Annotated in this window: 27 protein-coding genes; 15 read left to right on the forward strand and 12 right to left on the reverse strand. The window is 66.5% G+C overall.

The window, feature by feature from the left end; genetic code table 11:
- The first annotated feature begins 84 nt into the window (after positions 1–84).
- Positions 85–1,371: a GGDEF domain-containing response regulator gene (locus AB4Z10_RS16375; protein WP_441471440.1), complete on the forward strand. Its 1,287-nt coding sequence runs from the start codon at positions 85–87 to the stop codon at positions 1,369–1,371.
- A 51-nt stretch (positions 1,372–1,422) separates the two neighbouring features.
- Here the strand turns inward: AB4Z10_RS16375 and AB4Z10_RS16380 are convergent, their stop codons facing one another.
- Positions 1,423–2,220: an SDR family NAD(P)-dependent oxidoreductase gene (locus AB4Z10_RS16380; RefSeq protein WP_441471441.1), complete on the reverse strand. Its 798-nt coding sequence runs from the start codon at positions 2,218–2,220 to the stop codon at positions 1,423–1,425.
- Positions 2,221–2,334: 114 nt separating this feature from the next.
- Here AB4Z10_RS16380 and AB4Z10_RS16385 point away from each other — a divergent pair, with 114 nt between their 5' ends.
- Positions 2,335–2,874 (forward strand): MarR family winged helix-turn-helix transcriptional regulator, encoded by a 540-nt coding sequence (locus AB4Z10_RS16385; RefSeq protein ID WP_441471442.1) that lies wholly within the window; start codon positions 2,335–2,337, stop codon positions 2,872–2,874.
- A gap of 27 nt (positions 2,875–2,901) precedes the next feature.
- Here the strand turns inward: AB4Z10_RS16385 and AB4Z10_RS16390 are convergent, their stop codons facing one another.
- Positions 2,902–3,831 (reverse strand): LysR family transcriptional regulator, encoded by a 930-nt coding sequence (locus AB4Z10_RS16390; protein ID WP_441471443.1) that lies wholly within the window; start codon positions 3,829–3,831, stop codon positions 2,902–2,904.
- Positions 3,832–3,955: 124 nt separating this feature from the next.
- Here AB4Z10_RS16390 and AB4Z10_RS16395 point away from each other — a divergent pair, with 124 nt between their 5' ends.
- Both AB4Z10_RS16395 and AB4Z10_RS16400 read left to right on the forward strand, forming a co-directional pair.
- A complete protein-coding gene (locus tag AB4Z10_RS16395; RefSeq protein ID WP_441471444.1) occupies positions 3,956–5,452 on the forward strand; it encodes a CoA-acylating methylmalonate-semialdehyde dehydrogenase in 1,497 nt (498 codons plus the stop codon).
- Between the two features lie 225 nt (positions 5,453–5,677).
- Positions 5,678–6,832: an isobutyryl-CoA dehydrogenase gene (locus tag AB4Z10_RS16400; RefSeq protein ID WP_441471445.1), complete on the forward strand. Its 1,155-nt coding sequence runs from the start codon at positions 5,678–5,680 to the stop codon at positions 6,830–6,832.
- Positions 6,833–6,834: 2 nt separating this feature from the next.
- On the opposite strand, the gene AB4Z10_RS16405 is transcribed toward AB4Z10_RS16400, so the two are convergent.
- Positions 6,835–7,173, reverse strand: coding sequence for a HigA family addiction module antitoxin (locus AB4Z10_RS16405; RefSeq protein ID WP_441471586.1), 339 nt, complete (start codon positions 7,171–7,173; stop codon positions 6,835–6,837).
- Positions 7,148–7,426, reverse strand: a complete 279-nt coding sequence (locus tag AB4Z10_RS16410; protein WP_441471446.1) for a type II toxin-antitoxin system RelE/ParE family toxin — start codon at positions 7,424–7,426, stop codon at positions 7,148–7,150. Before AB4Z10_RS16410 ends, AB4Z10_RS16405 begins: the two co-directional genes overlap by 26 nt.
- A 59-nt stretch (positions 7,427–7,485) precedes the next feature.
- Here AB4Z10_RS16410 and mmsB point away from each other — a divergent pair, with 59 nt between their 5' ends.
- The 5 genes from mmsB to AB4Z10_RS16435 all read left to right on the forward strand — a co-directional run bounded on the left by mmsB (position 7,486) and on the right by AB4Z10_RS16435 (position 11,387).
- The gene (gene mmsB / locus AB4Z10_RS16415) at positions 7,486–8,373 is read left to right on the forward strand and encodes a 3-hydroxyisobutyrate dehydrogenase (RefSeq protein ID WP_441471447.1); all 888 of its coding nucleotides are present in this window, start codon (positions 7,486–7,488) and stop codon (positions 8,371–8,373) included.
- 43 nt (positions 8,374–8,416) lie between these two features.
- Entirely contained in the window at positions 8,417–9,373 is a 957-nt protein-coding gene (gene nudC / locus AB4Z10_RS16420) for an NAD(+) diphosphatase (protein WP_441471448.1), read from the forward strand.
- A gap of 50 nt (positions 9,374–9,423) precedes the next feature.
- Positions 9,424–10,596 (forward strand): amidase, encoded by a 1,173-nt coding sequence (locus AB4Z10_RS16425; protein ID WP_441471449.1) that lies wholly within the window; start codon positions 9,424–9,426, stop codon positions 10,594–10,596.
- Positions 10,593–10,997, forward strand: coding sequence for an oxalurate catabolism protein HpxZ (gene hpxZ, locus AB4Z10_RS16430; protein WP_441471450.1), 405 nt, complete (start codon positions 10,593–10,595; stop codon positions 10,995–10,997). Before AB4Z10_RS16425 ends, hpxZ begins: the two co-directional genes overlap by 4 nt.
- A gap of 162 nt (positions 10,998–11,159) precedes the next feature.
- The gene (locus AB4Z10_RS16435) at positions 11,160–11,387 is read left to right on the forward strand and encodes a helix-turn-helix domain-containing protein (RefSeq protein WP_441471451.1); all 228 of its coding nucleotides are present in this window, start codon (positions 11,160–11,162) and stop codon (positions 11,385–11,387) included.
- Between the two features lie 39 nt (positions 11,388–11,426).
- Here the strand turns inward: AB4Z10_RS16435 and AB4Z10_RS16440 are convergent, their stop codons facing one another.
- Together AB4Z10_RS16440 and AB4Z10_RS16445 are read right to left on the reverse strand one after the other, a co-directional pair.
- Positions 11,427–12,281 (reverse strand): prephenate dehydratase, encoded by an 855-nt coding sequence (locus AB4Z10_RS16440; RefSeq protein WP_441471452.1) that lies wholly within the window; start codon positions 12,279–12,281, stop codon positions 11,427–11,429.
- Between the two features lie 82 nt (positions 12,282–12,363).
- Positions 12,364–13,098 carry a 3-deoxy-manno-octulosonate cytidylyltransferase gene (locus AB4Z10_RS16445; protein ID WP_441471453.1) on the reverse strand — a complete coding sequence of 245 codons (735 nt, stop codon included), beginning with the start codon at positions 13,096–13,098 and terminating at the stop codon, positions 12,364–12,366.
- Positions 13,099–13,301: 203 nt separating this feature from the next.
- Here AB4Z10_RS16445 and AB4Z10_RS16450 point away from each other — a divergent pair, with 203 nt between their 5' ends.
- From AB4Z10_RS16450 to AB4Z10_RS16475, 6 genes are all read left to right on the forward strand, one after another.
- Positions 13,302–13,844, forward strand: a complete 543-nt coding sequence (locus AB4Z10_RS16450; protein WP_441471454.1) for a c-type cytochrome — start codon at positions 13,302–13,304, stop codon at positions 13,842–13,844.
- Positions 13,845–14,040: 196 nt separating this feature from the next.
- Positions 14,041–15,909, forward strand: a complete 1,869-nt coding sequence (locus tag AB4Z10_RS16455) for an extracellular solute-binding protein (protein WP_441471455.1) — start codon at positions 14,041–14,043, stop codon at positions 15,907–15,909.
- Between the two features lie 7 nt (positions 15,910–15,916).
- On the forward strand, positions 15,917–17,002 hold the full coding sequence (locus AB4Z10_RS16460; protein WP_441471456.1) for a microcin C ABC transporter permease YejB: 1,086 nt from the start codon (positions 15,917–15,919) through the stop codon (positions 17,000–17,002).
- A gap of 2 nt (positions 17,003–17,004) precedes the next feature.
- Positions 17,005–18,177 (forward strand): ABC transporter permease, encoded by a 1,173-nt coding sequence (locus AB4Z10_RS16465; RefSeq protein ID WP_441471457.1) that lies wholly within the window; start codon positions 17,005–17,007, stop codon positions 18,175–18,177.
- Positions 18,174–19,802, forward strand: coding sequence for an ABC transporter ATP-binding protein (locus AB4Z10_RS16470; protein ID WP_441471458.1), 1,629 nt, complete (start codon positions 18,174–18,176; stop codon positions 19,800–19,802). Before AB4Z10_RS16465 ends, AB4Z10_RS16470 begins: the two co-directional genes overlap by 4 nt.
- 2 nt (positions 19,803–19,804) lie before the next feature.
- Positions 19,805–21,022, forward strand: coding sequence for a phosphopentomutase (locus AB4Z10_RS16475; protein ID WP_441471459.1), 1,218 nt, complete (start codon positions 19,805–19,807; stop codon positions 21,020–21,022).
- Between the two features lie 100 nt (positions 21,023–21,122).
- Here the strand turns inward: AB4Z10_RS16475 and AB4Z10_RS16480 are convergent, their stop codons facing one another.
- The 6 genes from AB4Z10_RS16480 to AB4Z10_RS16505 all read right to left on the reverse strand — a co-directional run bounded on the left by AB4Z10_RS16480 (position 21,123) and on the right by AB4Z10_RS16505 (position 26,108).
- Complete coding sequence (locus AB4Z10_RS16480; RefSeq protein ID WP_441471460.1) at positions 21,123–22,580, reverse strand: methyl-accepting chemotaxis protein; 1,458 nt, start codon at positions 22,578–22,580, stop codon at positions 21,123–21,125.
- Complete coding sequence (locus AB4Z10_RS16485; protein ID WP_441471461.1) at positions 22,577–22,846, reverse strand: hypothetical protein; 270 nt, start codon at positions 22,844–22,846, stop codon at positions 22,577–22,579. Before AB4Z10_RS16485 ends, AB4Z10_RS16480 begins: the two co-directional genes overlap by 4 nt.
- 284 nt (positions 22,847–23,130) lie before the next feature.
- On the reverse strand, positions 23,131–23,535 hold the full coding sequence (locus AB4Z10_RS16490) for an arsenate-mycothiol transferase ArsC (RefSeq protein ID WP_441471462.1): 405 nt from the start codon (positions 23,533–23,535) through the stop codon (positions 23,131–23,133).
- A gap of 101 nt (positions 23,536–23,636) precedes the next feature.
- Positions 23,637–24,125, reverse strand: a complete 489-nt coding sequence (locus AB4Z10_RS16495) for a UPF0262 family protein (RefSeq protein ID WP_441471463.1) — start codon at positions 24,123–24,125, stop codon at positions 23,637–23,639.
- 37 nt (positions 24,126–24,162) lie between these two features.
- Entirely contained in the window at positions 24,163–25,455 is a 1,293-nt protein-coding gene (gene hisD / locus AB4Z10_RS16500) for a histidinol dehydrogenase (protein ID WP_441471464.1), read from the reverse strand.
- Between the two features lie 206 nt (positions 25,456–25,661).
- Positions 25,662–26,108 (reverse strand): DUF2948 family protein, encoded by a 447-nt coding sequence (locus AB4Z10_RS16505; RefSeq protein ID WP_441471465.1) that lies wholly within the window; start codon positions 26,106–26,108, stop codon positions 25,662–25,664.
- Positions 26,109–26,149: the final 41 nt, after the last annotated feature.

Genomic DNA, 26,149 nt, shown 5'->3' on the forward strand with positions numbered 1-26,149 from the left:
CGCCGGCGGCGGCACAGTCGCAGCGCCGCCGTGACGAAAAATTAAGCTTGGGAGCGCCCTAGATGAAGCATGGGTGCTCTTACGATGCTTCAGACAAGACAAGATCCGATTGCCGATGACCGCAAGATTCTCGTCATCGAGGACTCCCGAACCTTCTCGCTGGCGTTACGGCAGTTCCTCGAAGCTGAGACCGGGCTGCCCGTCACGACCTGCGGTTCGCTCAAGGACCTGAGCGAGATCATCGTCGCAGCGCCGGGCGCCTACGCGATCGCGGTCGTCGATCTCAACCTGCCCGACGCGCCCCGCGGCGAGGCGCTGGACTGGACCGTGACCCACGGCATCCCCTCCGTCGTCTTCACCGCCACCTTCGATCTCGCCACGCGCGGGCGGATCATGGAACGGGAGGTGATCGACTACGTCCTGAAAGACAACGAGTTTGCGCTGCCCAACCTCGTCAACACTGTCAAACGGGCGCTGGACAACCGCAACACCCGCATCCTCGTCGTCGACGACACCCGGACCACTCGCAAGGTGCTCGCCCGCATGCTCTCGATCCAGCAATATGCCGTGGTCGAGGCCGGCTCCGGGCAGGAGGCGCTGACGGTCCTGGAGGGCAATCCCGACATCCAGCTCGTCGTCAGCGACTACTACATGCCCGACATGGATGGTTTCGAGCTGGCGCGCCGTATCAGGCGTCTCCATCCGCATGTCCGGCTTCTCGGCATCTCGTCTTCGACCGACCGCAAGACTTCGGCGGGCTTCCTCAAGGCCGGCGCGCACGACTTCGTCTCGCGCCCCTTCGTGCTCGAGGAACTGCAGTGCCGCATCGCGTCCAACGTCGAGACGCTGACGCAACTCAAACAACTGCAGGACCTCGCCGCGCGCGACTTCCTCACCGGCCTGTTCAATCGCCGCCACTTCTTCGAACGCGGCCAGAAGCTGGTGGGCGAAGCCCGCGAGATGGGGTTGCCCGTTTCGATCGCCATCCTCGACGTCGACCACTTCAAGCGCCTGAACGACCGCTACGGCCATGACGGGGGCGACAAGGCTCTGGCAGCCGTCGCACGCGGCCTGAGCGCTGCCGCCGAGCGCGGCTTCAACCTGCTGGCGCGCGTCGGCGGCGAGGAATTCGCCATCCTCTTTCCGGGCGCGGACCTCGCCGAGGCGACCCGGCTTTGCGACGACATCCGGGAGGCGATTGCCCGGGAACCACTGGTCCTGGACAACGAAACGCTCGCCCTCACGGTTTCACTGGGCGTAGCCCAGATCGGCTCCGAGGACGAGCTGGACGCCTGTCTCGGCCACGCGGACCGCGCGCTCTACGTCGCCAAGCAAAGCGGCCGGAACCGGGTCTGCGCCGACGCACTCTGAGCCCGGGCAGGCCATCTCACAACGGGGCGGCCTGCGGAGGGATGGTTCGCTTCAGGCGGCGTAACGCGGCGCCGGCTTCCGGGTCTGCGACGCTGTGACGATCGCCGTGCGGGCATCGTCGAACGCTGTCCACAGCGCTTCATCCGCGACCGAAGGCCAGGTGATCGCCTCGTCGCGATCGAGCCCGGCAAGCGCGGCATCGACCAGATCTTCCGTGGTCATCACCTTCTCCGGGTCGAAGTTCTCCAGGGACACGCCCGCCAGTTCCCAGATATCGGTCGCCGTCGCCGGCGGATGCACGCTCTGGACCTTCACCGCCGTCCCCTCAAGTTCAGACTGCAGACCGCGCGAGAATGCGAGGACATAGGCCTTCGTACCGCTATAGACCGCGCTATAGGGCAGTGTGTGCAAGCTGAGGATCGAGGCGATATTGACGATCGTCCCGCGGTTCCGCGCGACGAAGCCCGGCAGGACGGCATGGGTGAGCCGCGTCAGCGCGCCGATATTCAGGGCGATCTGCGCGGCGGAGTCGGAAGCAGGCGCCTTCGCGATCGGCGCGAAGCGGGCGATGCCGGCATTGTTGACGATAAGCTCGATGTCTCCGCGCGCCGCGAGATCGCGCTCGACACCTGCGATGTCGGCCTCTTCGGCGAGATCGGCAACCAGAATCTCGGCCTCGCGGCCATGGACGGCCGCGATACGGCGGGCCACCTCCTCCAGCCGGTCGCGCCGGCGCGCAATCAGCAGAAGATCGTATCCGCGCGCGGCCAGCCGGTCGGCATAAACGGCACCGATGCCGGCGGAAGCGCCGGTGACGACAGCGAGCTTGCGGTGGGAAGGCGTGCTCATGATGAAACGTCCTATTAAATTGAGTACTCAACTTTTTTGTTGAGCACTCAATAAAATGGGAGCACCCGAGCCCTTTTCAATAGTGCGGTGCTCAACCATTTTAGGGGTATGAACATGACATCCGATCAGAGGGCGCCGGAGGCCTGCGAGGGACAGGAGGATGTGCCGGAGGCATTCTTCGCGCTTGCCTGCACCAATACTGCCTTGCGACGCGCCACGCGGCGGCTGGGCCAGCTCTATGACGATGCGATCGCACCGCTCGGCCTGAAGGCGACACAGTTCGGACTGCTCGCTGCTATCGATGGCCTGACCGAAGACGGCAGTGGCCCGACACTGAACGAAGTTGCGGCACGCCAGCTCATCCAGATCTCGGCACTCACCCATGCTCTGCGCCCGTTGGTCCGGGACGGGCTGGTCGAACTGCATCCCGATCTGGAGGACAGGCGCAGCAAGCGGGCAAGCCTGACGGCAGCAGGCCGGGATCGCCTCCGGCAGGCCGTTTCGCGCTGGGCAGCGGCCAATGGGCGGGTCGAGACCACGCTCGGCTCCGATGTCGCAAAGGGTCTGCGGGCCCTTGCCGACCTGATCGCGTCCGATCGCTTCCTCGACGCCTATCGCAGCGGCCGTGCGCTCGATCCGCGGGACGAGCGCTGAAAGATCCTCGCGGCCTCGCCGCTCGCGCTATTCGGCGGCTGCGCGATGCTCCACCCTCCCCTCGCCCATCAGCAAGGTCCGAGACGTTTTCGCCTCGCGCACGATGAAGTCGACGATGGCGCGCACCCGCGCAACGTCCTTCAGATCGGCATGGACCAACAGCCAGAAGGAGCGCGTGATCTGCACCGTCTCCGGCAGAACGGGGACGAGGCGCGGCTCGCCCTCCGCCATGAAATGATGGATCACGCCGATGCCGGCGCCCGCCACCACAGCATTCATCTGCGCGATGACGCTGGAGCTCTGGACATGGGCGCGCAGCCCCTTGGCGACCTCGTCGAGATAGTCGAGCTCCGGCGAGAAGATGAGGTCGTCGATATAGCCGATGATGCGGTGCTCGAAGAGATCCTCCGGCTGCGTCACCGGCGGCATCGACGCGAGGTACTCCGGCGAGGCGTAGAGACCCAGGCGGTAGTCGGAGAGCTTGCGCGCGACGACCTTGCCCTCCTTGGGCGGGGCCAGCGTGATCGCGACATCGGCCTCGCGCTTCGACAGTGACAAGAGCCGCGGCATCGCGATGAGCTGGATTTCGAGACCGGGATAGGATCTCGCAAAGGTTGCGAGCCGCGGCGCCAGGAAGGCGGTACCGAAGCCGTCCGGCGCACCGATCCTGACCGTGCCGGACAAGGCCATGTCAGCGCCGCCGATGTCACTCTGGATCGCGAGAGCCTCGGTCTCCATGCTCTCCGCCTTGGCGAGCAGCCGCTCGCCATGCGCGGTCAGCGTGTAGCCCTGCGGCCGGCGCTCGAAGAGCTTGGCCTTGAGCGCCTCCTCCAGCGAGGTGATGCGACGCGAGACGGTGGCGTGGTCGGCTCCGAGCCTGCGGGCCGCAGCCGTCAGGCGCCCGGAGCGCGCCACGGCGAGAAAGAAGCGCAGATCGTCCCAATCGAATCGCTCCAAGGCTCCCCTCCTCGTATTTGTTTTTTCGCACGACCAACGTTCTACTCTCGCTATATCCGTGCGCAAACGAGAATGGTAGGGTCTTGGCAAGATCAACACACCAGCAATTCGTAGGGAGGGCGCCATGCGTCAGGTTGGACATTTCATCGGCGGCAAGCAGGTCGCCGGCACGTCGGGGCGCAGCTCCGACATCTTCCAGCCGATGGACGGCAGCGTGATCGGCAAGGTCGCGCTCGCCTCCGCCGCCGAACTCGACGCCGCCGTGCAGAACGCCGCCGAGGCGCAGCCGAAATGGGCCGCGGTCAACCCGCAGCGCCGCGCCCGCGTGCTGATGAAGTTCCTCGACCTCATCGCCCAGAACAACGAGGAGCTCGCCGAGCTGCTCGCCCGCGAGCACGGCAAGACCATTCCCGACGCCAAGGGCGACATCCAGCGCGGCGTCGAGGTGATCGAGTATTCCCTCGGCGTGCCCGGCCTGATGAAGGGCGAGTTCACCGACGGCGCCGGCCCGGGCATCGACATCTATTCGCTGCGCCAGCCGCTCGGCGTCGTCGCCGGCATTACCCCGTTCAACTTCCCGGCGATGATCCCGCTCTGGAAGCTCGGCCCCGCGATCGCCTGCGGCAACGCCTTCATCCTGAAGCCGTCCGAGCGCGATCCGGGCGTACCGATGCGTCTCGCCGAGCTCTTCGTCGAGGCAGGCGGCCCTCCCGGCATCCTCAACGTCGTCAACGGCGACAAGGAAGCCGTCGACGCCATCCTCGACCATCCCGAGATCAAGGCCGTCGGCTTCGTGGGTTCGACCCCGATCGCCGAATACATCTACGCTCGCGGCTGCGCGAACGGTAAGCGCGTGCAGTGCTTCGGCGGCGCCAAGAACCACATGGTCATCATGCCCGACGCCGATATGGATCAGGCCGTCGATGCGCTGATCGGAGCCGGCTACGGCTCGGCCGGCGAGCGCTGCATGGCGATCTCGGTCGCGGTCCCGGTCGGCCAGAAGACGGCCGACGAACTGGTCAAGCGGCTGATCCCGCGCGTCGAGAGCCTCAAGGTCGGACCCTCGACCGACCTCACCGCCGATTACGGCCCCGTCGTCACCAAGGCGGCGATGGAGAAGATCAAGCACTACGTCGATGTCGGCGTGGAGGAAGGCGCCAAGCTCGTGGTCGACGGCCGCGGCTTCAAGATGCAGGGCTATGAGAACGGCTTCTATGTCGGCGGCTGCCTGTTCGACAACGTCACCAAGGACATGCGGATCTACAAGGAAGAGATCTTCGGGCCGGTGCTCTCGGTCGTCCGCGCCGACAGCTATGACGAGGCGCTGAAGCTCACCAACGACCACGAATACGGCAACGGCACCGCGATCTACACCCGCGACGGCGACGCCGCGCGCGACTTCGCGTCGAAGGTGCAGGTCGGCATGGTCGGCATCAACGTGCCGATTCCCGTGCCGCTGGCCTATTACACCTTCGGCGGCTGGAAGCGGTCCGCCTTCGGCGATCTCAACCAGCACGGCCCGGATTCGATCCGCTTCTACACCAAGACCAAAACGGTGACGGCGCGCTGGCCGAGCGGCATCAAGGACGGCGCCAGCTTCGTCATCCCGACGATGAACTGACGCGGAAACGCCGGAGGACGCCATGGAGCGAGCGCTGCGGATCATCGCAATGCCGCTTCCGGCCTTCCTCCGCGCGGCCCGACCTGCCATGAATGCTGCCGGCGCATCACGATGTGCCGGCCACCCTTCCCCATTCCGATCCGACGACGCGAACAGGCCCTGCCTTTCGTCGCGATTGCGCGCGACTGCGCGACGGGACTATCTCATTGATCAGGAGGGCCAGCCTTGAACGCCTTCGCTCTCACCGAAGACCAGATCGCCATCCGCGACATGGCGCAGGATTTCGCTGCCGAAACGCTCGCGCCCCATGCCGCGCGCTGGGACGAGGAGAAGCATTTCCCGGTCGAGGAGATGCGCGCTGCCGCTGCGCTCGGCATGGGCGGCATCTACATCCAGGAGGATGTCGGCGGCTCCGGCCTCACGCGGCTCGACGCGGCGCTGATCTTCGAGGCGCTCTCGACCGGCTGCCCAACGGTGGCAGCCTATATCTCGATCCACAACATGTGCGCCTGGATGATCGACCGCTACGGTGATGGCGAGCAGCGCCAGCGCTTCCTGCCGAAGCTGTGCACCATGGAGCACCTCGCCAGCTATTGCCTGACCGAGCCCGGCGCCGGCTCCGACGCAGCCGCGCTGAAGACGAAGGCCGTGCTCGACGGCGACCATTACGTCCTCGACGGCCAGAAGCAGTTCATCTCGGGCGCCGGCGTCTCCGACGTCTATGTCGTGATGGCGCGCACCGGCGAGCCCGGCCCCTCCGGCATCTCGACCATCGTCGTCGAGAAGGACACGCCCGGCCTCTCCTTCGGCGCCAACGAGAAGAAGATGGGCTGGAACGCCCAGCCGACGCGCGCCGTGATCTTCGAGAACTGCCGCGTGCCGGTGGCGAACCGCCTCGGCCCGGAGGGCATCGGCTTCAAGATCGCCATGGCCGGCCTCGACGGCGGGCGGCTCAACATCGGCGCCTGCTCGATCGGCGGGGCGCAGGGCGCACTCGACAAGGCGCTAGCCTATGCCAAAGAGCGCAAGGCTTTCGGCAGCCCTATCGCCGATTTCCAGGCCATGCAGTTCAAGCTCGCCGATATGGCGACGGAGCTCGAGGCGGCCCGCACCTTTCTGTGGCGTGCGGCCGCCGCGCTCGACGCCAAGACGCCGGACGCGACCAAGCTCTGTGCCATGGCCAAGCGCGTCGCCACCGACACCGGCTTCGAGGTCGCGAACGATGCCCTGCAGATCCATGGCGGCTACGGCTATCTCGCCGATTACGGCATCGAGAAGATCGTCCGCGACCTGCGCGTCCACCAGATCCTCGAAGGCACCAACGAAGTGATGCGGATGATCGTCGCGCGCGGGCTGGTGGGACGCGCGAAGGGGAATTGAGCCTATGCGGCGAGCGGCCTCACCCGGCTCTCGATCTCGCGGCCCGATGCCTGTCGCGCGATGCGCAGGTCGTAATCGCTCTGCAGGGTCATCCACATCTCCGGCGAGGTCGCGAAGAACTGCGCGAGACGCAACGCCGTGTCGGCCGTGATCGCCCGATCGCCCTTGACCACGCCGGCGATGCGGCTGACCGGCACATCGATGTCCCGCGCCAGGCGGTTCTGGGTGATGCCGAGCGGCTTCATGAACTCCTCCAGCAGAATTTCACCGGGTGGAAGCGGAGCGAGCGCCGCCTCATCGGCATGGTCCTGCGGATCAGTGATAGTCGACGATTTCGACATCATGCGCCTCTCCGTCCTTCCAGATGAAACAGACCCGCCATTGATCGTTGACGCGGATCGAATGCTGCCCCGCCCGATCGCCGCGCAAGGCCTCCAGCCTGTTGCCCGGCGGAATGCGCAGATCGTCCAGCCTGGCGGCTGCATGAAGCAGCAGAAGCTTGCGGCGAATGATACGTTCGATCGCCGCGAAGCGCCGGACCGGCCTGTCGTTGAAGAGCAGCTCGGCATCGCGCTGCGCGAAGGATCGTATCATCGGTCGCCAAGATATTCCGCAAAGAGTATTCCGTCAAGAAGAATGGAAGGAAGCGCAGCATGACCAACATCGCCTTCATCGGCCTCGGCAATATGGGCGGCCCGATGGCCGGCAACCTCGTCAAGGCCGGGCACAGCGTCAAAGCCTTCGATCTGGTCGAGGCCTCGCGCAACGCTGCCGCAGAACTCGGCGTCGGCATTGCGGCTTCCGCCCGGGACGCGGTCGCGGATTCCGAGATCGTCGTGACCATGCTGCCGGCCGGCAAGCATGTGCTCGCGGTCTGGGCCGATATCCTGCCGGCGGTGAAGCCCGGCACGCTGCTGATCGATTCCTCGACCATCGACGTCGAGAGCGCCCGCAAGGCGCATGCGCTGGCGGCCGAGCGCAGCTGCCTCTCGCTCGATGCCCCGGTCTCGGGCGGCACCGGCGGCGCCAAGGGCGCGACGCTGACCTTCATGGTCGGCGGTGCGACCGACGCCTTCGACAAGGGCGAGCCGATCCTCGCCAAGATGGGCCGCAAGATCGTGCATTGCGGCGGCGCCGGGAACGGGCAGGCCGCCAAGATCTGCAACAACATGATCCTCGGCATCTCGATGATCGGCGTCTCCGAGGCCTTCGTGCTCGCCGAGAAGCTCGGCCTCTCGCACCAGGCGCTGTTCGACGTCGCCTCGACGTCCTCCGGCCAGTGCTGGTCGCTGACGACCTACTGCCCGGTGCCGGGGCCGGTGCCGACCTCGCCCGCCAACAACGACTACAAGCCGGGATTCGCCTCGGCGCTGATGCTGAAGGACCTGAAGCTGGCGCAGGAAGCGGCGCAGACGGCCGGGGCCTCGACCCCGCTCGGCGCGGCGGCGGCGCAACTCTTCGGGCTGCACAATGCCTGGGGCGAAGGCGGCACCGATTTCTCCGGCATCATCCATCTGCTGCGCGGTCGCGGAGAGGCCTGAGAGGCGCTTGCGCGGCAGGGTGTCGCGGGTCTAGACCCAAGGCATGAACGACGCCCCGCTCCGCCGCGAACGCTCCTCCCTCACCGGGTTCGCGATCAATCGGCTCGACCGGCGCGAGGATCTGCGCAGTAAACCCGACGCGGTGACGGCGCTCCGCCACCGCTCGGACACCCGGATCGTCGCGGTGGCCGGCGAAACGCCGGTCCTGAAGCGGCTCGACGGCGATGCGTTTTCGGTCTGGTTCACCCATGGCGAGACCGAGATGCTCGGCCCCGCCGCCGAGGAAATCTTCCTCGGCATGGCCGAGGACGGCACGCCGCGCTTCGCGCGCCTGCTCGACAAGGCGCTGATCGAGCCGCTGAAGGAGAGATCCGAGCTTTTCCTGACCGATCTGCGCTCCGTCGCGCTCAAGCGCATCGTGCCGGAGGACGAGGTCGGGCCGCTCGGCGAGGCCAAGGCCGTGCTGGACTGGCATGCCCGTCACCGTTTCTGCGCGCAATGCGGCGGGCCGACCGTTGCCGGGGCCTCGGGCTGGCGACGCGAATGCACTGCCTGCGGTGCGATGCATTTCCCGCGTACCGACCCGGTTGTGATCATGCTGGTGACGCGCGGCGAGAACTGCCTGCTGGCGCGCCAGGCCCGCTTCGCGCCAGGCATGTATTCCTGCATCGCCGGCTTCGTCGAGCCGGGCGAGACGCTGGAGGACGCGGTGCGCCGCGAGAGCTGGGAAGAGGCCGGTCTGCGCGTCGGTGCAGTGCGCTACGTCGCCTCGCAGCCCTGGCCCTTCCCCTCATCGATCATGGTCGGTTGCATCGCCGAGGCGCTCGGCGACGAGATCACTCTCGACATGACCGAGCTCGAGGCCGGACGCTGGTTCCCGCGCGAGGAGGTGCTGCAGATGCTCGACGGCGCCCACCCGGACGGCCTCGCCTGCCCCCAGCATATCGCCATCGCCAACACGCTGGTGCGGGCCTGGGCGCTCGAGGGCGAGCGGATCTGACGCACCCCTGCGCACGATCTCACTGACGAACTGCCTTTGCGGAGCCTGCCATGACGGACCCGGTCAACGCCTTCGTACCCGGGCCCCGCGCCCGCATTGCCGGCAATCCCGCTGGGCCGCTTTCCGGACTGACCTTCGCGGTCAAGGACCTGTTCGACGTCGCCGACCTGCCGACCGGTGGCGGCAACCACGACTGGGCCAAGGCGAACCCCATCCCGACACGCCATGCCTGGGCGGTGCAGGCACTGCTGGACGCAGGAGCGGATTTCGTCGGCAAGACGATCACCGACGAGGTCTCGCTCGGCATCCTCGGCGAAAATGCCTTCGACGGCACGCCGACCAATACGGCTGCGCCCGAGCGCGTGCCCGGCGGCTCATCCTCGGGCTCGGCCGCCGCGGTCGCCGCTGGCCTGTGCGACACCGCGCTGGGCACCGACACCGGCGGCTCGGTGAGGGTGCCGTCGAGTTTCTGCGGCCTCTACGGCATCCGGCCGACGCATGGCCGGCTCGACCTGACCGGGCTGATGCCGCAAGCGCCAAGCTCGGACACGGCGGGCTGGTTCGCGCGGGATGCAGAGACCTTCGCGCGAGTGAGCAGCGTCATGCTGGGCGAGGTCCCTGGACCGCTCCCGACAAAGCTCCTGCTCGCCGTCGACGCCTTCGGCTTCGCCGATCCGGAAGTCGCCGATGCGTTGCTTCCGATGGTCCGCAAGCTCGAACGGATCGTCGGGCCGGCGCGTGAGGAGATCATGGCGCCTCAGGGGCTTTCGGTCTGGGCACGGGCACAGCGCAGCCTGCAACCGGTCGAGGCCTGGCAGACCTTCAAGCCCTGGATCGAGGGGCACAATCCGCGCATGGCCTTCAGCGTCGCCGCCGGGCTGATCGCCGGTTCCCAGGTCCCGCCGAACGAGCGCAACTGGGCAGCGCTGATGCGCGAGGAGGCACGAGCACGACTGCGCTACCTGCTGCCGCCCGGCACAATCCTGTGCCTGCCGACCACGCCCTTCCCGGCGCCTCTGCGCGGCCTGCCGATCCCTGAGCTGCAGCCGATGCGCGACCGCATCACCTGCCTCTGCGCTCAGGGCGGCCTCACCGGCTCACCGCAGGCCAGCATGCCCGGTGCGACGGTGGAGGGCGCGCCGGTCGGCCTCTCGATCATCGGCGGGCGCGGCACCGATGCCAGCCTGATCGCCGTCGCCCAAGCCATGGAGGCCCTCGCGTGACCGACCTGACCCCGAACCTGCCCGACGTTGTCGCCGAAATCAGCGCCCTGTTCGAGGCTTATGAGCAGGCTCTGGTCGACAAGGATGTGGACGTGCTCGACGCCTCGTTCTGGAACAGCCCGCATACCATCCGCTATGCGCTGGGCGAAAACGGCTACGGTTTCTCCGAGATCCATGAGCACCGCATCGCGCGCCCGCCGGGGCCGGGCATCAAGGAGAAGCGGATCCGCCTGGAGATCCTGACGCTCGGCCGCGACCTCGCCACGGTGAATCTCGAGTTCAAGGTGCGCGGACGCGAGATCATCGGCCGCCAGAGCCAGACCTGGGTGCGTTTCCCCGATCTCGGCTGGAAGGTCGTCTCGGCCCATGTCTCGACGATGGAGGGTCCGCGCCCCTGGTGAGGGCGAAAGAGCGGTATTGACGCCTGTCGCCGCAAGCGAAGCAGCGCGCGGCGGCGGCCGACGACGGTTCCGGCATGCCTCGTCTTTACCACTCCTTAACCATCGAGGGCGTCCCCTTGCAGGGTCGATGGGGCTTCCGGGGGCTCGGAAAGGACCGCGACCATGCACGACCTCGATCCCGAACAGGCCATCGTGGAGCAACTCGTCGGCCTGCCTGTCGCCGACGTCGAACGCGACCTGATTCTCGCCACGCTGCGGGAAACCGGTGGCAACCGCACGCATGCCGCCAATCTGCTTGGCATCGCCATCCGCACGCTGCGCAACAAGATCAACAGTTATACCGCAGAGGGATACGACGTGCCCGAACCGCTGCAGAGCCCGGTGACGTGAGCGCCCGCAGAGGATGGGGCGCTCACGGGGCGGCCTATCCTACTCCGCCGGCTCCTCGATGGTGGACCGGAACTCGCTCGCGGGATAAACGCCCATGATCTTCATCTCCTTGGAGAAGTAGGAGAGCTCGTCGAGCGCGCGCCGGAGCGCCGGATCATCGGGATGGCCCTCGACATCGGCGTAGAACATCGTCGCCGAGAACAGGCCGTCGACCATGTAGCTTTCCAGCTTGGTCATGTTGATGCCGTTGGTGGCGAAGCCGCCCATCGCCTTATAGAGCGCCGCCGGGATGTTGCGGACGCGGAACATCAGTGTCGTGACGGTCTTGGCCCCACCCTGGCGGGCATATTCCGGATATTTCGAGAGCACGACGAAGCGCGTGGTGTTGTGCTTCTCGTCCTCGATGTCCTCCATCAGGATGTTGAGGCCGTAGACATCCGCCGCGATACGCGGGGCAATCGCCGCGCGGGTCACGTCGCCGGCCTCGGCGACCTGCCGGGCGGAGCCGGCCGTATCGGCCGCAACCTCGGCCTTGAGGCCGAGCTTGCGGATGATCTTGCGGCACTGGCCGAGCGCATGGATGTGGCTCTGCACGGTCTTCACCGTCGCCAGCGTCGCGCCCGCGACACCCATCAGGTGGAAGCGGATCGGCAGGAAATGCTCGCCGATGATGTGTAGGCCCGAGCGCGGCAGCAGATGGTGGATGTCGGCGACGCGGCCGGCGATCGAGTTGTCGATCGGGATCATGCCGTAGCGCGCCTTGCCGTCGCTGACGGCGGCGAGCGCATCCTCGAAGGTGGGGCAGGGCAGCAGCTCGCAGTCCGGAAACACCTGGAGAGCCGCCTGCGAAGAGAAAGCGCCGGGCTCACCCTGGTAGGACACGACGAAGGACATGGGGATTCTCAGGCTCCTCAGCTTCTTGTTTTAACGCAGCTCCGAACGCAAAGCCGCCATGCCGCTTTGCGTTCGGAGCTGCTTAGCGGGACTTCAGGATCGCGCGGGCGCGATCGAGATCGGGGGGCGTGTCGACGCCACGCGGCACATGGTCGATGACCATGACGTCGATGCGCATGCCGTCTTCGAGCGCGCGCAGCTGCTCCAGCTTCTCACGCAGCTCCAGCGGCGACTGCGGCAGGCTGACGAAGCGATCGAGCGCGGCACGGCGATAAGCGTAGAGGCCGACATGGTGATAGAGCGGCCCCTCGCCCGCCGGTGCCGTCGCGCGCGTAAAATAGAGCGCACGCATATGGCCGGGCGCGATCTCGCTCCCGACAAGCTTCACGACACTCGGCGCGATCTTCTCTTCTTCGTCGGTGATCACGCCTGCAAGCGTCGCGATATCCACAGCCGGATCGGCGAGCGGCTTCACCGCCGCGGCGATGGCCGAGGGTTCCAGCGTCGGGAAATCGCCCTGCACATTGACGATGATGTCGTAATGCCGCTGCGGATCGAGGATGTCCGCGGCTTCCTTGATGCGGTCCGAGCCGGTCTGGTGGTTGACGCTGGTCATCACCGCCCGGCCACCAGCTGCCTCGATGGCGGCGGCGATTTCCGGCGCATCCGTCGCCACGGCGACGTCTCCGGCCCCGGATTCGACAGCCCGGCGCCAGACATGAACGATCATCGGCTCGCCGTTGATGTCGGCGAGCGGCTTGCCTGGAAGGCGGGTCGCCTGCATGCGGGCGGGGATCAGGATCAGCGGATTCGACATGTTTCCGGGCGGGCTCGGCAGGGATGCGGTTGGGTGCGGCGGGCGGCGTCAAAAGGTCTCAAAGCGGTGCGTGCTTATACGAGTTGCAATGAAGCGCGCAAAGCGGTTAAGCAACGGCGGAGGCTGGAGGCTTTCGAGACTCCGGCTATGCGCTATCTCGTCTCCCGGGCCTCGGCCGCGGAGGGCACCAAGGTTCGGATACGATGAATATCGAAGCCAACAAGATCGCCGGCGCGGTTCTCTCCACGCTGCTTGTCGTGATGAGCCTCAACATGGCGGCGGGCATCGTCTTCGCGCCGAAGAAGCCTGCCGTTCCGGGCTTCGACCTGCCGAGCGAAGAGCCGGCCGCTGCCGGCGGTGGCGCCCCTGCAGCCGCTGCTGAAGAGCCGATCACCGTGCGCCTCGCCAAGGCCGACCCCGCCAAGGGCGAGAAGGCCACCGGCGCCTGCAAGGCCTGCCACACCTTCGAGAAGGGCGGCGCCAACAAGGTCGGCCCGCATCTGTTCGGCGTCTATGGTCGCAACGAGGGCTCTGTCGACGGCTTCGGCTACTCGGCCGCGATGAAGGGCCGCAACGACAAGACCTGGGACGCCGACGCGCTCGACCACTTCCTGAAGAACCCGAAGGCCTATGTGCCGGGCACCGCGATGGCCTTCGCAGGCATCAGCAAGCCCGAGACCCGCGCCGACGTCGTCGCCTATCTGAATTCGCTGGCGGATGCGCCCCAGCCGCTGCCGAAGCCCTGATCGGCCGAAGCTGCGACCATTTGCTTCAGAAAGCCGGGCCTTTGCCCGGCTTTTTTGTTTGGCACCGCCTTGCTCCCGCCTTCGGCTTGCCCGCACAATCGCCGCTTGCCGACCCCGCCAGGTCTCGCCGGCCATTGCCGTAACCCGCCGCGCAGGCGAGATAGAAAAGCGGCGAATCAGACGGAGACGCGAAACGATGGCGATGCGCATCACACGCCGCAGATTGCTGGAAGCCGCAGGCACTGCCGCGGTGGCGGGCGCCCTGCCCGGTCTTCCCGGAGCGGCGCTGGCGCAGGATGTCGAATCGTACGGACTGTCGACCTTCGGCGAACTCGCCCTGCCACCGGATTTCCCGCATTTCGCCTATGTGAACCCCAAGGCGCCGAAGGGCGGCCTGCTTACCGTCCAGATCAAGCGGGGCGGCGGCAACCAGAGCTTCGACACCTTCAATACGCTCAACACCTTCGTCCTGCAGGGTGACGGCGCCGCCGGCATGGATGCGTGCTTCGACACGTTGATGGCCGGCTCCGGCGACGAGCCAGGCTCGCTCTACGGGCTGCTGGCGAAGAGCGTCATCGTCTCCGCCGACAAGCTGACCTATCGCTTTCGCCTGCGGCCGGAGGCACGCTTCCACGACGGCTCGCGCGTCACCGCCCGCGACGCCGCCTTCTCGATGAACATCCTGAAGGCGAAGGGCCATCCCTCCTACCGGCTCCTGCTCAACGAGCTCGTCTCGTCGGAAGCCGAGGGCGACGACATCTTGGTCGTGAAGCTATCGCCGAAGCGCGGGCGCGACCTCCATCTCGTCGTCGCCGGTTTGCCGGTCTTCTCGGAAAAGTACTGGTCGACGCGGGACTTCACCGCCTCGACCCTGGAGCCCCCGCTGGGTTCCGGCCCCTACAAGGTCGGACGTCTCGAGCAGGGCCGCTTCATCGAGTTCGAGCGCGTGCCGAACTACTGGGCCAAGGACCTGCCGGTCAATATCGGCACCAACAATTTCGACCGGGTGCGCTGGGAGTATTTCCGCGACCGGCAGGTCGCGTTCGAGGCCTTCAAGAGCGGCGTGATCACGTTCCAGGAGGAGTTCACCTCGCGCATCTGGGCTACGGGCTACGACTTCCCTGCCGTCCATGAGGGCAAGGTCAAGAAGGAAGCCCTGCCGAAGACCGAGCCTGTCGGCTCGCAGGGCTGGATCTACAACACCCGGCGCGAGAAATTCGCGGACCCGCGCATCCGCGAGGCGCTCGGACTTGCCTTCGACTTCGAATGGACGCGCAAGACCATCATGTTCGGCTCCTATGAGCGCATGACGTCCTATTTCGAGAACTCGGATTCCAAGGCGGTCGGCAAGCCCTCACCGGAGGAGCTGGCACTGCTCGAGCCCTGGCGCGGCAAGGCGCCGGACGAGGTCTTCGGCGAGCCCTTCCTGCCACCGGTCTCGGATGGCTCAGGCAGCGACCGCGCCCTGCTGCGCAAGGCCGACGAAATGCTGCGCGCCGCCGGCTGCAAGCGCGACGGCAATGTGCTGAAGCTGCCGAACGGCCAGCCCTTCGAGATCGAGTTTCTCGATTCCAGCCCGGCCCTGCAGCCGCATACGCAGCCCTTCCAGGCCAATCTCAAGCGCCTCGGCATCAACGCCACCTCGCGCCTCGTCGACCCCGCGCAGTATCAGCGCCGCCTCGACGAGTTCGATTTCGACATCATCAGCCGTGCGATGTCGGGCGGCGCGATCCCGAGCGATACGCTCAGCATCATCTATGGCTCGGAAGCAGCCAGGACCAAGGGCTCGCGCAATGCCGCCGGCATCAGCGATCCCGCCATCGATGCGATGATCGAGAAGATCGGCCAGGCCAAGAGCTATGCCGAGGTCGTCGTCGCCGCGAAATGCCTCGACCGGCTACTGCGCGCCGGGCGCTACTGGATCCCGATGTGGTGGAACGACGAGGAATGGCTGGCCTATTGGGACATGTACGACCGGCCGGCGACCAAGCCGAAATACTCCTCCGGCGCACCTGCGATCTGGTGGTACGACGCCGAGAAGGCCAAACGGATCGGAAAGGCGTGACCGGGGCATGCTGAGCTACATCGCCCGGCGCCTCGCGCTGATGGTACCGACGCTGTTCGGCATCTTGCTCGTCTCCTTCGTCATCGTGCAGTTCGCGCCGGGCGGGCCGGTCGAGCGCGTGATCTCTCAGCTCCAGAACCCCAACAGCGGCGCAGCCGATCGCGTCGGCGGCGGCCAGATGGGCGATGCCGGGGCGCATGGCGAGGCATCGGCCTATCGCGGAGCGCAGGGGCTCGACCCCGCCTTCATCAAGGAGCTGGAAAAGCAGTTCGGCTTCGACAAGCCGGCGTATGAGCGCTTCCTGAAGATGCTCGGCGACTATGCCCGCTTCGATTTCGGCCGCAGCTATTTCCGCGACGCGCCGGTGCTGCAGCTCATCAAGGAGAAGCTGCCGGTCTCGATCACGCTCGGCCTGTGGATGACGCTGCTGTCCTACGCGATCTCGATCCCGCTCGGCATCCGCAAAGCGGTGAAGGAGGGCTCGCGCTTCGACACCTGGACGAGTGCCGTCGTCATCGTCGGCTACGCCATCCCGAGCTTCCTCTTCGCGATCCTGCTGATCGTGCTCTTCGCCGGCGGCTCGTTCTGGCAGATCTTCCCGCTCAGGGGCCTCACCTCGGACAACTGGGGGGAACTCAGCCTCTTCGGGAAGGTGATGGACTATCTCTGGCACATCACGCTGCCGGTCCTGGCGATGGCGCTCGGAGCCTTCGCCACCTCGACGCTTCTGACCAAGAACTCCTTCCTCGACGAGATCCGGAAGCAATACGTGTTGACCGCACGGATGAAGGGCCTCAGCGAGCGCGGCGTGCTCTACGGCCATGTCTTCCGCAATGCGATGCTGATCGTTATCGCCGGCTTCCCCGGCGCCTTCGTGCATGCGCTTTTCGCCGGTGCGCTCCTGATCGAGACGATCTTCTCGCTCGACGGGCTCGGGCTGCTGTCTTTCGAGGCGATCGTCAACCGCGACTATCCTGTCGTCTTCGCCAATCTCTACATCTTCTCGCTGATCGGCCTCGTGGTGCATCTGATCACCGACCTGACCTATAGCTGGGTCGATCCCCGCATCGATTTCGAGAGCCGGGAGGCGTGAGCATGGACACGCTGATCGATGCCCCGCCGTCGGCCCTGCGCAGCGACATCCCGCTGGCGCCGGCCGAGGCGCAGCAGGGCTGGCTCAAGCTCTCGCCGATCAACCGGCGCCGGCTCAACAACTTCAAGGCGAACAAGCGGGGCTGGTGGTCTCTCTGGCTCTTCCTCGCCCTGTTCCTGCTCTCGCTCGTCGCCGAGTTCATCGCCAACGACCGCCCCCTCGTCGTGCGCTACAAGGACGAGTGGCTGTTCCCCATCGCGGTGAACTATCCCGAAGAGAAGTTCGGCGGCTTCCTCGCGACCACCGACTACCGCGACCCTGTCATCGCCAAGGAGATCGCCGCCAACGGCTTCGCGATCTGGCCGCCAATCCGCTACAGCTACCGCACGCATAATCTCGACCTGCCGGTGCCCGCCCCGGCGCCGCCGACTTGGACGCTCAGCGACGCGCAGTGCAAGCCGATCGCCGAGCGCACCGGCGGATCGACCTGCCGCGACCTCGAATGGAACTGGCTGGGCACCGACGATCAGGGGCGCGACGTGGTCGCGCGCCTGATCTACGGCTTCCGCATTTCCGTGCTGTTCGGGCTGATCCTCTGCGCCTTCTCCTCGGTGATCGGCATCGCGGCCGGCGCCATCCAGGGTTATTTCGGCGGCTGGACCGACCTGATCTTCCAGCGCCTGATCGAGATCTGGACCTCGATCCCGGCGCTCTACCTGCTGATCATCGTCGCGGCGATCATCACACCGAGCTTCTTCGTGCTGCTCGGCATCCTCCTGCTGTTTTCCTGGGTGGCCCTCGTCGGCGTGGTGCGCGCCGAGTTCCTGCGGGCGCGCAACTTCGAATATGTGCGGGCGGCGCGCGCGCTGGGTCTCTCCAACCGCACGATCATGATCCGGCACCTGCTGCCGAACGCGATGGTGGCGACACTCACCTTCCTGCCCTTCATCCTGAACGGCTCGATCACCACGCTCACCTCGCTCGACTTCCTGGGCTTCGGCCTGCCGCCGAGCTCGCCTTCGCTGGGCGAGTTGCTGGCGCAAGGCAAGGCGAACCTCCAGGCGCCCTGGCTCGGCCTCTCAGGCTTCATGGTGATCGCGCTGATGCTGTCGCTGCTGATCTTCATCGGCGAAGCCGTGCGCGACGCCTTCGACCCGCGGAAGACCTTCGCATGAGCGCGCCGCTTCTCTCCGTCGAGGACCTCTCCGTCGCCTTCCGCCAGGGCGGGCGGGAGACGCTCGCGGTCGATCATGTCTCCTTCTCCATCGCCAAGGGCGAGACGCTGGCGCTGGTCGGGGAATCCGGCTCCGGCAAGTCGGTCTCGGCGCTGTCGATCCTGAAGCTGCTGAACTATCCGGCGGCGCATCACCCCTCGGGCAAGGTGCTGTTCAACGGGCAGGACCTGATCGCCGCCGACGAGGACGCGATGCGCAAGGTCCGCGGCAACGACATCACGATGGTGTTCCAGGAGCCGATGACCTCGCTCAACCCGCTGCACAGCATCGAGCGGCAGATCGGCGAGATTCTCGAACTGCACAAGGGCTTGCGCGGCGAGAAGGCCCGCGCCCGCACGCTGGAGCTGCTGGAACTCGTCGGCATCCGCGACGCGAGGAGCCGGCTGGACGCCTATCCGCATCAGCTCTCCGGCGGCCAGCGCCAGCGCGTGATGATCGCGATGGCGCTCGCCAATGAGCCGGAGCTGCTGATAGCCGACGAGCCGACCACGGCCCTCGACGTCACCGTGCAGGCCCAGATCCTGAAGCTGCTCAAGGAGCTTCAGGCCCGGCTCGGCATGGCGATGCTGTTCATCACCCATGACCTCGGCATCGTCCGCCGCATCGCCGACCGCGTCTGCGTGATGCTGAAGGGCAAGATCGTCGAGCAGGGGCCGGTCAGCGAAATCTTCGCCAATCCGCAGCACGAATATACCAAGCGGCTGCTCGCCGCCGAGCCGAAGGGCCGCCCCTCCCCTGTCCCGACTGACGCCGCGACGCTGCTCGAAGCCGGGCCGGTCAAGGTCTGGTTCCCGATCAAGTCCGGCCTGATGCGCCGCGTAACCGGGCATGTGAAGGCCGTCGACGGCATCTCGGTGAAGGTCCGCGAGGGCGAGACGCTGGGTATCGTCGGGGAATCCGGCTCGGGCAAGACCACGCTCGGGCTGGCGATCCTCCGGCTGATCGCCTCTGAGGGGCCGATCGTCTTCCTCGGCGACCGCATCGACGGGCTCTCCAGCAAGCAGGTGCGGCCGAAGCGCAAGAACCTCCAGGTCGTCTTCCAGGACCCCTACGGCTCGCTCTCGCCGCGCATGTCGGTGGCGGAGATCGTGGCGGAAGGGCTCGCCATCCAGCAGCCCGACCTCACCTATCAGCGCCGCCGCGAGATCGTGGCGCAGGCGCTCGCCGATGTCGGGCTCGATCCGGCGGCGATGGACCGCTATCCGCACGAATTCTCCGGCGGCCAGCGCCAGCGCATTGCCATTGCACGGGCGATGGCGCTCGATCCGAAATTCGTGGTGCTCGACGAGCCCACATCGGCACTCGACATGTCCGTGCAAGCGCAGATCGTCGAATTGCTGCGCGGCCTGCAAACCAGGCGCAAACTGGGCTATCTCTTCATCAGCCACGACCTCAAGGTCGTACGGGCGCTCTCGCATCGGGTGGTGGTGATGCAGAACGGCAAGGTGGTCGAGGAAGGCCCGGCGGAGGCGATCTTCGCCCGGCCGCGCGAGGCCTATACCCAGGCGCTGCTGGCAGCCGCGCTCAATCTCGAAATCGCCAACGCCACAGCGGTGAGGGACTGAGCATGGCCCGCGCGCTCCTGATCGTGCTGGATTCGGTCGGCTGCGGCGCCGCCGCGGATGCGGCTGCCTATGGCGATGCGGGTTCGGACACACTCGGCCACATCGCCGAGGCCTGCGCGGCAGGCCGCGGTGACCGCGAGGGTGTGCGCAGCGGGCCGCTGCAGCTGCCGAACCTGGTGAGGCTCGGCCTCGCCCATGCCTGCGAGATTTCGACCGGCCGGCCGCTCGCCGGCATCGCGAAACCCGCGCGCCCGGAGGGGCGCTGGGGCTATGGCGTCGAGGTCAGCCAAGGCAAGGATACGCCGTCCGGCCATTGGGAGATCGCCGGTTGCCCTGTGCCATTCCAATGGGGCTATTTCACCGACCTTGCGAACTCCTTTCCGCCGGAGCTGATCGCCGGCATCGTCAAGGAAGGCGCCCTGCCCGGCATCCTCGGCAACAAGCACGCCTCAGGCACGGTGATCATCGAGGAGCTCGGGGCGGAACATATCCGGACGGGCAAGCCGATCTGCTACACGTCGGTCGATTCCGTTCTCCAGATCGCCGCGCATGAGGAGCATTTCGGGCTCGATCGGCTCTATGTGCTCTGCAAGACGGTGCGAGGCCTCGTCGATCCGCTGCGGATCGGCCGCGTCATCGCGCGGCCCTTCGTCGGCTCACCGGAGGAGGGCTTTACCCGCACCGGCAACCGCAAGGACTTCGCCATCCCGCCGCCGGACGAGACGATCCTCGACCGGCTGGCGGCGCAGGGACGCACGATCGTCACCGTCGGCAAGATCGGCGACATCTTCGCCCATCGCGCCACCGGCACCGAGATCAAGCCCTTCGGCAATGCCGCCATGGTCGAGGCGATGCTCGAAGCCTGGGAGGGACTGAACGACGGCGGCTTCTGCTTCGTGAACCTCGTCGATTTCGACACCGAATACGGCCATCGGCGCGACATTCCGGGATACGCGGCGGCGCTGGAGGCCTTCGACCGGCTTGTGCCCCATATCGAAGCGGCACTGAGGCCGGGCGACATCGCCGTCATCACCGCCGATCACGGCAACGATCCGAGCTGGCGCGGCACCGACCATACCCGCGAGCATGTGCCGATCCTCGCCTTCGGTCCCGGAATTGCCCCCRTGCCGCTCGGCCGGCGCGAAAGCTTCGCCGACATCGCGGCGAGCCTCGGCATCTTCCTCGGCATCGGGCCGGTCGGCCCCGGCCGCCACTGGTAGCTTACGCCACGCGTCCTAGCCGACGCGAAGTGGCGATCCATCTCTTTGTCTCGGCATCGGATTTTTCCGAAAGCTGGCTTCCACCTTTCGGTCCGATGCTCTAGGCGGCCGCGACCCGGTTGCAGAAGCTCGCAACCTCGCGGCGGATTTCCTGCGCCTGCTGAGCCAGCGCATTCGCAGCGCCCTGAAGCTGTTGCGCTGCGCCATGGGTCTGCTGCGTCATGACCTCGAAGCCACCGGCGACGTCGGCGCTCCGTTGCGCCCCTTCGAAGGACAGGCGAACCTGATGTGCGATCTCGGCAGTTGCCCGACCTTGCTCGCCGACGGACCGCGCGATTGCGTCGGCGACGCTGTCGACCTCGCCGATTGCCTCGACGATCTCGCGGATCGCCTTGAGCGAACGCTGTGACGCCTGCTGCATCGCGCCGATCTGGTGCGAGACCTCGTCCGTCGCCTTGGCGGTCTGGGCCGAGAGCGTCTTCACCTCGCTGGCGACGACTGCGAAACCGCGGCCCATCTCGCCTGCGCGCGCCGCTTCGATCGTGGCGTTGAGCGCGAGCATGCTGGTCTGTGCCGCGATGCCGCGAATGATCTCGACCACGGCGCCGACATTTTCGCTGCTATGGGCGAGGTTCTCGATCTCGTCGCTCGCGTGGCGCGCCAGTGACGCGGCCGATTTCGCACCATCGGCGGAATGGCCGGCGTTGCGGCCGATCTCGCCGATCGAGGCGACGAGTTCCGTGCTCGCCGCCGAGAGATGCTCGATGCTCTCCATCGTACCCGCCGCCGAGGCCGAGACCAGGGCCGTCTGGCAGCGCACCTGATCGGAGGTGCTCGTCAAGGCGCCAGCCTCCGCCTTCATCGTCATGGCGGACTGATCGAGCACAGCCATGGCCTGCTCCATCTGGACATGAAAACCGGATACGACATCGCGCAGCTTTGCGGCCCGGCGACCCAGCTCCTCTGCCAAATTGCGTTCCTTCTCGCCTGCGACGCGCTCGCGCTCGGCCACAGCCTCGGCCCGCGCGAGATTGGCCTCGTTCATCGTGAACATGCGCTGCAGGATCACAGCGAACACGGCGAGGAAGGCGGTTTCGATGATGACGATCACCGCATGCAGCAGAACCCTGAGCAAGCTGCCGCCCTGATAGAACACTGCGGCCGGCAGCGCATATTGCAGGACGAGATGATGCAGCGCGGTCAGCAAGGCGCCCAGCACGATCGGCCGCCAGTCGCAGAACCCTGCGAGCAGCGCCAGGATCGCGAAATAGTACATGTGCATGTCCGGCTGCCAGAGATGGCCGGCAAAGCTGAAGACCAGGATCGAGACCTGCCCGATCAGCATCGTCGCGATGACGAGCTGGGTCACGATCGCCGGCCCGTTCAGGCGATAGGACGCCAACGCCAGCAAGGCTGACAGCGCCGCGATGGTGACCGGCACGAACCCGTTATCGCCATGAGCCCGAAAGACCAGCGCCAGCAGCGGCACATGCAGGAGCCCAAGCGCGAGCAGGACCTGCGCCACCCTGCGGCGAACGGCGGGGAGTGACCAGATCATCGCGAGGCTTCCACCGCCGCAGCCGCATCGAGGCAGCCGGCGAGACCGGTCAGGACCAGGGAGAACCAGGCGCCTTGCGGCAGCGCCGCCGCCGCGTGTGCCGGGCCTTCTGGCGCGACCACGACGATAGAAGGCAATCGCCCGCTGCGCAGCACGCGATGACCGGTTGCAAGGCTGAGGGAAATGGCTTCGGCCGCGCCCACCCAGGGCGGGAAGACGATCGCTGCCGGCACGCTGCCGTCCTGCGCGCGCGGCAGGCTTGCCATGGCTCCGAAGCTGACGACCAGGCAAAGGCAAGCAACCAGGAGGCCATCGGAAAACGACAGCCTCTCCTCGCGCGCCGCGCAAGGCTCCAAGACGGGGATTGAAGGCATAGGCAGGAACCGGTGGGACGATGGCCGCTCGCCGACACCCAAGCCGCTCCGCGTAAAATTTCACTTAAGCGCGTCATCCGCGTGCAGGCTCAATTGACTGCGGCACCTCGACATGGAACTCGGTCAGGGGGACAGCCGGGCCGCCGGCACAGGCCGCGCCGGAGCGGCAGGCGCCTTCAGCGCTGCAGGCGCTGCTTGATCCGCTTGATCAACGTGTCGCGGACTTCGCGATAGGCATCGAGCTTCTGCTCGCGCGAGACCTGGAACACCGTCGGATCGACGGTCGGCCAGTATTCGACCTCGGCAGCGTGGGTGCGGGTGAGCTCCAGCGCCTTGTGATGCGCCTCGGGCGAAAGCGAGATGATCAGATCGAAGTTGAGGCCTTCCCATTCCTCCAGCTCCTCGACCGATTTCGGCTTGTGCCGGCTCAGATCGATGCCGATCTCGTCGAGGACTGCGAGCGCGAAACCATCGGGCTCGCCTTTGCGGGCACCGGCCGACTGGACATAGATCGACTTGCCGAAGAAGTGCTTGGCCAGCGCCTCGGCCATCGGCGAGCGCACGGCGTTCATCGCACACATGAAAAGCACGCTCTGGATCTTGCGCGGCAGAGCCTGCGCCGCATCTTCTTCACGCGAACCGGCTTCCACCTCGCTTGAAGATATTTTGCGCTCCAAGCCCGTCAGCCCTTCCAATGGAGGGCATAGATCAGTGTGAAGAGACGGCGAGCCGTGTCGAAGTCGATCTCGACCTTGTTGGCGAGCCGCTCGGCCAGGATGCCGGCCGCCTCGTCGTGGAGGCCGCGCCGGCCCATGTCGATCGCCTCGATTTGCGTCGGCGTCGCCGTGCGGATCGCAGCGTAGTAGCTCTCGCAGATCAGCTCGTAGTCCTTGATGATGCGCCGGAACGGGCTGAGCGAGAGATGGTGCGTCACGACCGCCGAGCCGTCCGCTTCCTTGACCTCGAAGACGAGGCGCCGCTCGACCATGGCCAGATGGGCAAGATAGGGGCCGCCATCATGCTCCGGCACGACGAAGCGGTTGCGCTCGATCAGGTCGTAGATGGCGACAGCGCGCTCATGCTCCTGATCGGGCGAGCCGCGCCCCAGCGAGTTCTCGTCAAGTGTTACGCCGACAAGACACTGCTTCTTGGAAGTCGAAACGTCGGACATCGCTCCTCCCGCCGCAGCGCCGCTCGGTGACCGACGCTCAGAGATTGAGCCTGATCGTCACGGATCGGCCATGCGCCTGCAACCCCTCCGATTCGGCGAGCTGCGTCGCGGCCGAGGCCAGTGCCCGCAGGCCATCGGGGCCACACTTCAACAGCGAGGTCCGCTTCATGAAGTCCCCGACGCCGAGGCCGGAGGAGAAGCGGGCCGAGCGCGCCGTCGGCAGCACATGGTTGGGGCCGCCGACATAGTCGCCGATCGCCTCCGGCGTATGGCCGCCGAGGAAGATCGCCCCGGCATTGCGGATGAGGCCGGCCAGACGCTCGGGCTCCGCCGTCATGATCTCGAGATGCTCCGGCGCGATGCGATCGACCAGCGGCACCGCCGCTTCGAGATCGGCGACCAGCAGGATCGCGCCGAACTCCTGCCAGCTCCTGCCGGCGATCTCGGCGCGCGGCAGCGTCGCGAGCTGGGCCATGATCGCCTTCTCGACCTCGGCAGCGAGCACAGCATCATCCGTCATCAGGATCGACTGGGCCGAGACGTCATGCTCGGCCTGCGCCAGCAGATCGGCGGCGATCCAGTCCGGATTGGCGGTCCGATCGGCGATCACGAGCACTTCGGAGGGGCCGGCGATCATATCGATACCGACCTGGCCGAAGACGCGGCGCTTGGCCGCCGCAACATAGGCGTTGCCGGGGCCGACGATCTTGGCGACCGGCGCGATGGTTTCCGTGCCATAGGCCAGCGCCGCGACGGCCTGGGCACCGCCGATACGATAGACCTCGTCGACACCGGCGAGCCGCGCGGCCGCGAGCACGAGCGGATTGGTCTCGCCACGTGGCGTCGGGGCGACCATGACGATGCGCGGCACGCCGGCGACTTTCGCCGGAATCGCGTTCATCAGCACCGAGGACGGGTAGCTCGCGGTTCCGCCGGGCACGTAAAGGCCGACGGCCTCGATCGCGCTCCAGCGCCAGCCGGCTTCGACGCCCATGGCATCTTTGACCCATGAATCCGCGGGCCTCTGACGCTCGTGATAGACGGCGATGCGATCGCGCGCCGTCTCCAGCGCGGCGAGCAGCTCCGCGGAGCAGGCGGCAACCGCAGCATCGATCTCGGCTTCGCTGACGCGCAGCGTCGCCGGCGCGAGGTCGAGGGAGTCGAAGCGGCTGGTATAGCCGATAAGCGCGGAGTCGCCTTGCTCGCGCACCGCGGCGATGATGTCGGCCGCGATCCGATCGACCTCCTCCGAGACCTCACGCTTGGCGGACAGCAGAGCTGCGAAGCCTTCTGCGAAACGTGCGTCCCTGTCGTCGAGCCTGATCGGCATTGGTATCCTCGGGCGTATCCGAATTTATAGCCGTCCTTCCGGGCGTAGCGCAGCGAAGACCCGGAATCCACCATGAGGCGCCAAAGGCCTTCGATGGATCCCGGATCGGCGCCGCTTCGCGGCTTGTCCGGGATGACGCAGCGTTCTTAGACGACGGGTGTCGCGGCTTGAAGCCGGCACAGCCGGAAAACTGGAGAGCCGCCTCGTCAGGCGCCGTTGGGATGGCCGGGCGTCGCCACGGCTTCCCACACCGGCCCCAGATCCTTCATCTGAGCCTCGACGCATTCGACCGAGAGGCGGATCGCAGCGCCTTCTGAAAAATTCAGCGTCACGTTGCCGGCGGGATCATCGCCTTGGTCGAAGGTGATGGCGAGCAGGTTCAGCACCTTGTCCGGATCGTTCTTGTCGAGCTTGGCGCTGCGGACCGAGAGCACCCGGTCGAAATGCAACGCCGCAAGCCGGCGGCGGCGCTTGCCGTGCTGTGCGCCCTCCCAGTCGAAGCGGCGCAGGGCAAGCGCAAAGCGCTTCTCAGCCGGCAGATAACGGAGATCGGCGGCTTTCAGCACCGCATCCTGAAGATGTGCCGAGACGACCGCGAGGTCGTCGGCATCGAGCGCGATGAGCTTAAGTGGATCGGCGGCATCGTCTGACATGATCGTGTTCTGACGAGCCGCCTCAAGAAAATCAACAGTCC

The sequence above is a fragment of the Allobosea sp. RAF48 genome, assembly GCF_052114025.1.
In the GTDB taxonomy this organism is placed as follows: domain Bacteria; phylum Pseudomonadota; class Alphaproteobacteria; order Rhizobiales; family Beijerinckiaceae; genus Allobosea.

Bases quoted from the DNA above. Each gene is read 5' to 3' on its own strand.
- AB4Z10_RS16375 (WP_441471440.1), top strand. From the start codon at position 85: ATGCTTCAGACAAGACAAGATCCGATTGCCGATGACCGCAAGATTCTC.
- AB4Z10_RS16380 (WP_441471441.1), bottom strand. From the start codon at position 2,220: ATGAGCACGCCTTCCCACCGCAAGCTCGCTGTCGTCACCGGCGCTTCC.
- AB4Z10_RS16385 (WP_441471442.1), top strand. From the start codon at position 2,335: ATGACATCCGATCAGAGGGCGCCGGAGGCCTGCGAGGGACAGGAGGAT.
- AB4Z10_RS16395 (WP_441471444.1), top strand. From the start codon at position 3,956: ATGCGTCAGGTTGGACATTTCATCGGCGGCAAGCAGGTCGCCGGCACG.
- AB4Z10_RS16405 (WP_441471586.1), bottom strand. From the start codon at position 7,173: ATGTCGAAATCGTCGACTATCACTGATCCGCAGGACCATGCCGATGAG.
- AB4Z10_RS16410 (WP_441471446.1), bottom strand. From the start codon at position 7,426: ATGATACGATCCTTCGCGCAGCGCGATGCCGAGCTGCTCTTCAACGAC.
- mmsB (WP_441471447.1), top strand. From the start codon at position 7,486: ATGACCAACATCGCCTTCATCGGCCTCGGCAATATGGGCGGCCCGATG.
- nudC (WP_441471448.1), top strand. From the start codon at position 8,417: ATGAACGACGCCCCGCTCCGCCGCGAACGCTCCTCCCTCACCGGGTTC.
- AB4Z10_RS16425 (WP_441471449.1), top strand. From the start codon at position 9,424: ATGACGGACCCGGTCAACGCCTTCGTACCCGGGCCCCGCGCCCGCATT.
- AB4Z10_RS16435 (WP_441471451.1), top strand. From the start codon at position 11,160: ATGCACGACCTCGATCCCGAACAGGCCATCGTGGAGCAACTCGTCGGC.
- AB4Z10_RS16440 (WP_441471452.1), bottom strand. From the start codon at position 12,281: ATGTCCTTCGTCGTGTCCTACCAGGGTGAGCCCGGCGCTTTCTCTTCG.
- AB4Z10_RS16445 (WP_441471453.1), bottom strand. From the start codon at position 13,098: ATGTCGAATCCGCTGATCCTGATCCCCGCCCGCATGCAGGCGACCCGC.
- AB4Z10_RS16450 (WP_441471454.1), top strand. From the start codon at position 13,302: ATGAATATCGAAGCCAACAAGATCGCCGGCGCGGTTCTCTCCACGCTG.
- AB4Z10_RS16455 (WP_441471455.1), top strand. From the start codon at position 14,041: ATGGCGATGCGCATCACACGCCGCAGATTGCTGGAAGCCGCAGGCACT.
- AB4Z10_RS16460 (WP_441471456.1), top strand. From the start codon at position 15,917: ATGCTGAGCTACATCGCCCGGCGCCTCGCGCTGATGGTACCGACGCTG.
- AB4Z10_RS16465 (WP_441471457.1), top strand. From the start codon at position 17,005: ATGGACACGCTGATCGATGCCCCGCCGTCGGCCCTGCGCAGCGACATC.
- AB4Z10_RS16470 (WP_441471458.1), top strand. From the start codon at position 18,174: ATGAGCGCGCCGCTTCTCTCCGTCGAGGACCTCTCCGTCGCCTTCCGC.
- AB4Z10_RS16480 (WP_441471460.1), bottom strand. From the start codon at position 22,580: ATGATCTGGTCACTCCCCGCCGTTCGCCGCAGGGTGGCGCAGGTCCTG.
- AB4Z10_RS16485 (WP_441471461.1), bottom strand. From the start codon at position 22,846: ATGGCAAGCCTGCCGCGCGCGCAGGACGGCAGCGTGCCGGCAGCGATC.
- AB4Z10_RS16490 (WP_441471462.1), bottom strand. From the start codon at position 23,535: ATGTGTGCGATGAACGCCGTGCGCTCGCCGATGGCCGAGGCGCTGGCC.
- AB4Z10_RS16495 (WP_441471463.1), bottom strand. From the start codon at position 24,125: ATGTCCGACGTTTCGACTTCCAAGAAGCAGTGTCTTGTCGGCGTAACA.
- hisD (WP_441471464.1), bottom strand. From the start codon at position 25,455: ATGCCGATCAGGCTCGACGACAGGGACGCACGTTTCGCAGAAGGCTTC.
- AB4Z10_RS16505 (WP_441471465.1), bottom strand. From the start codon at position 26,108: ATGTCAGACGATGCCGCCGATCCACTTAAGCTCATCGCGCTCGATGCC.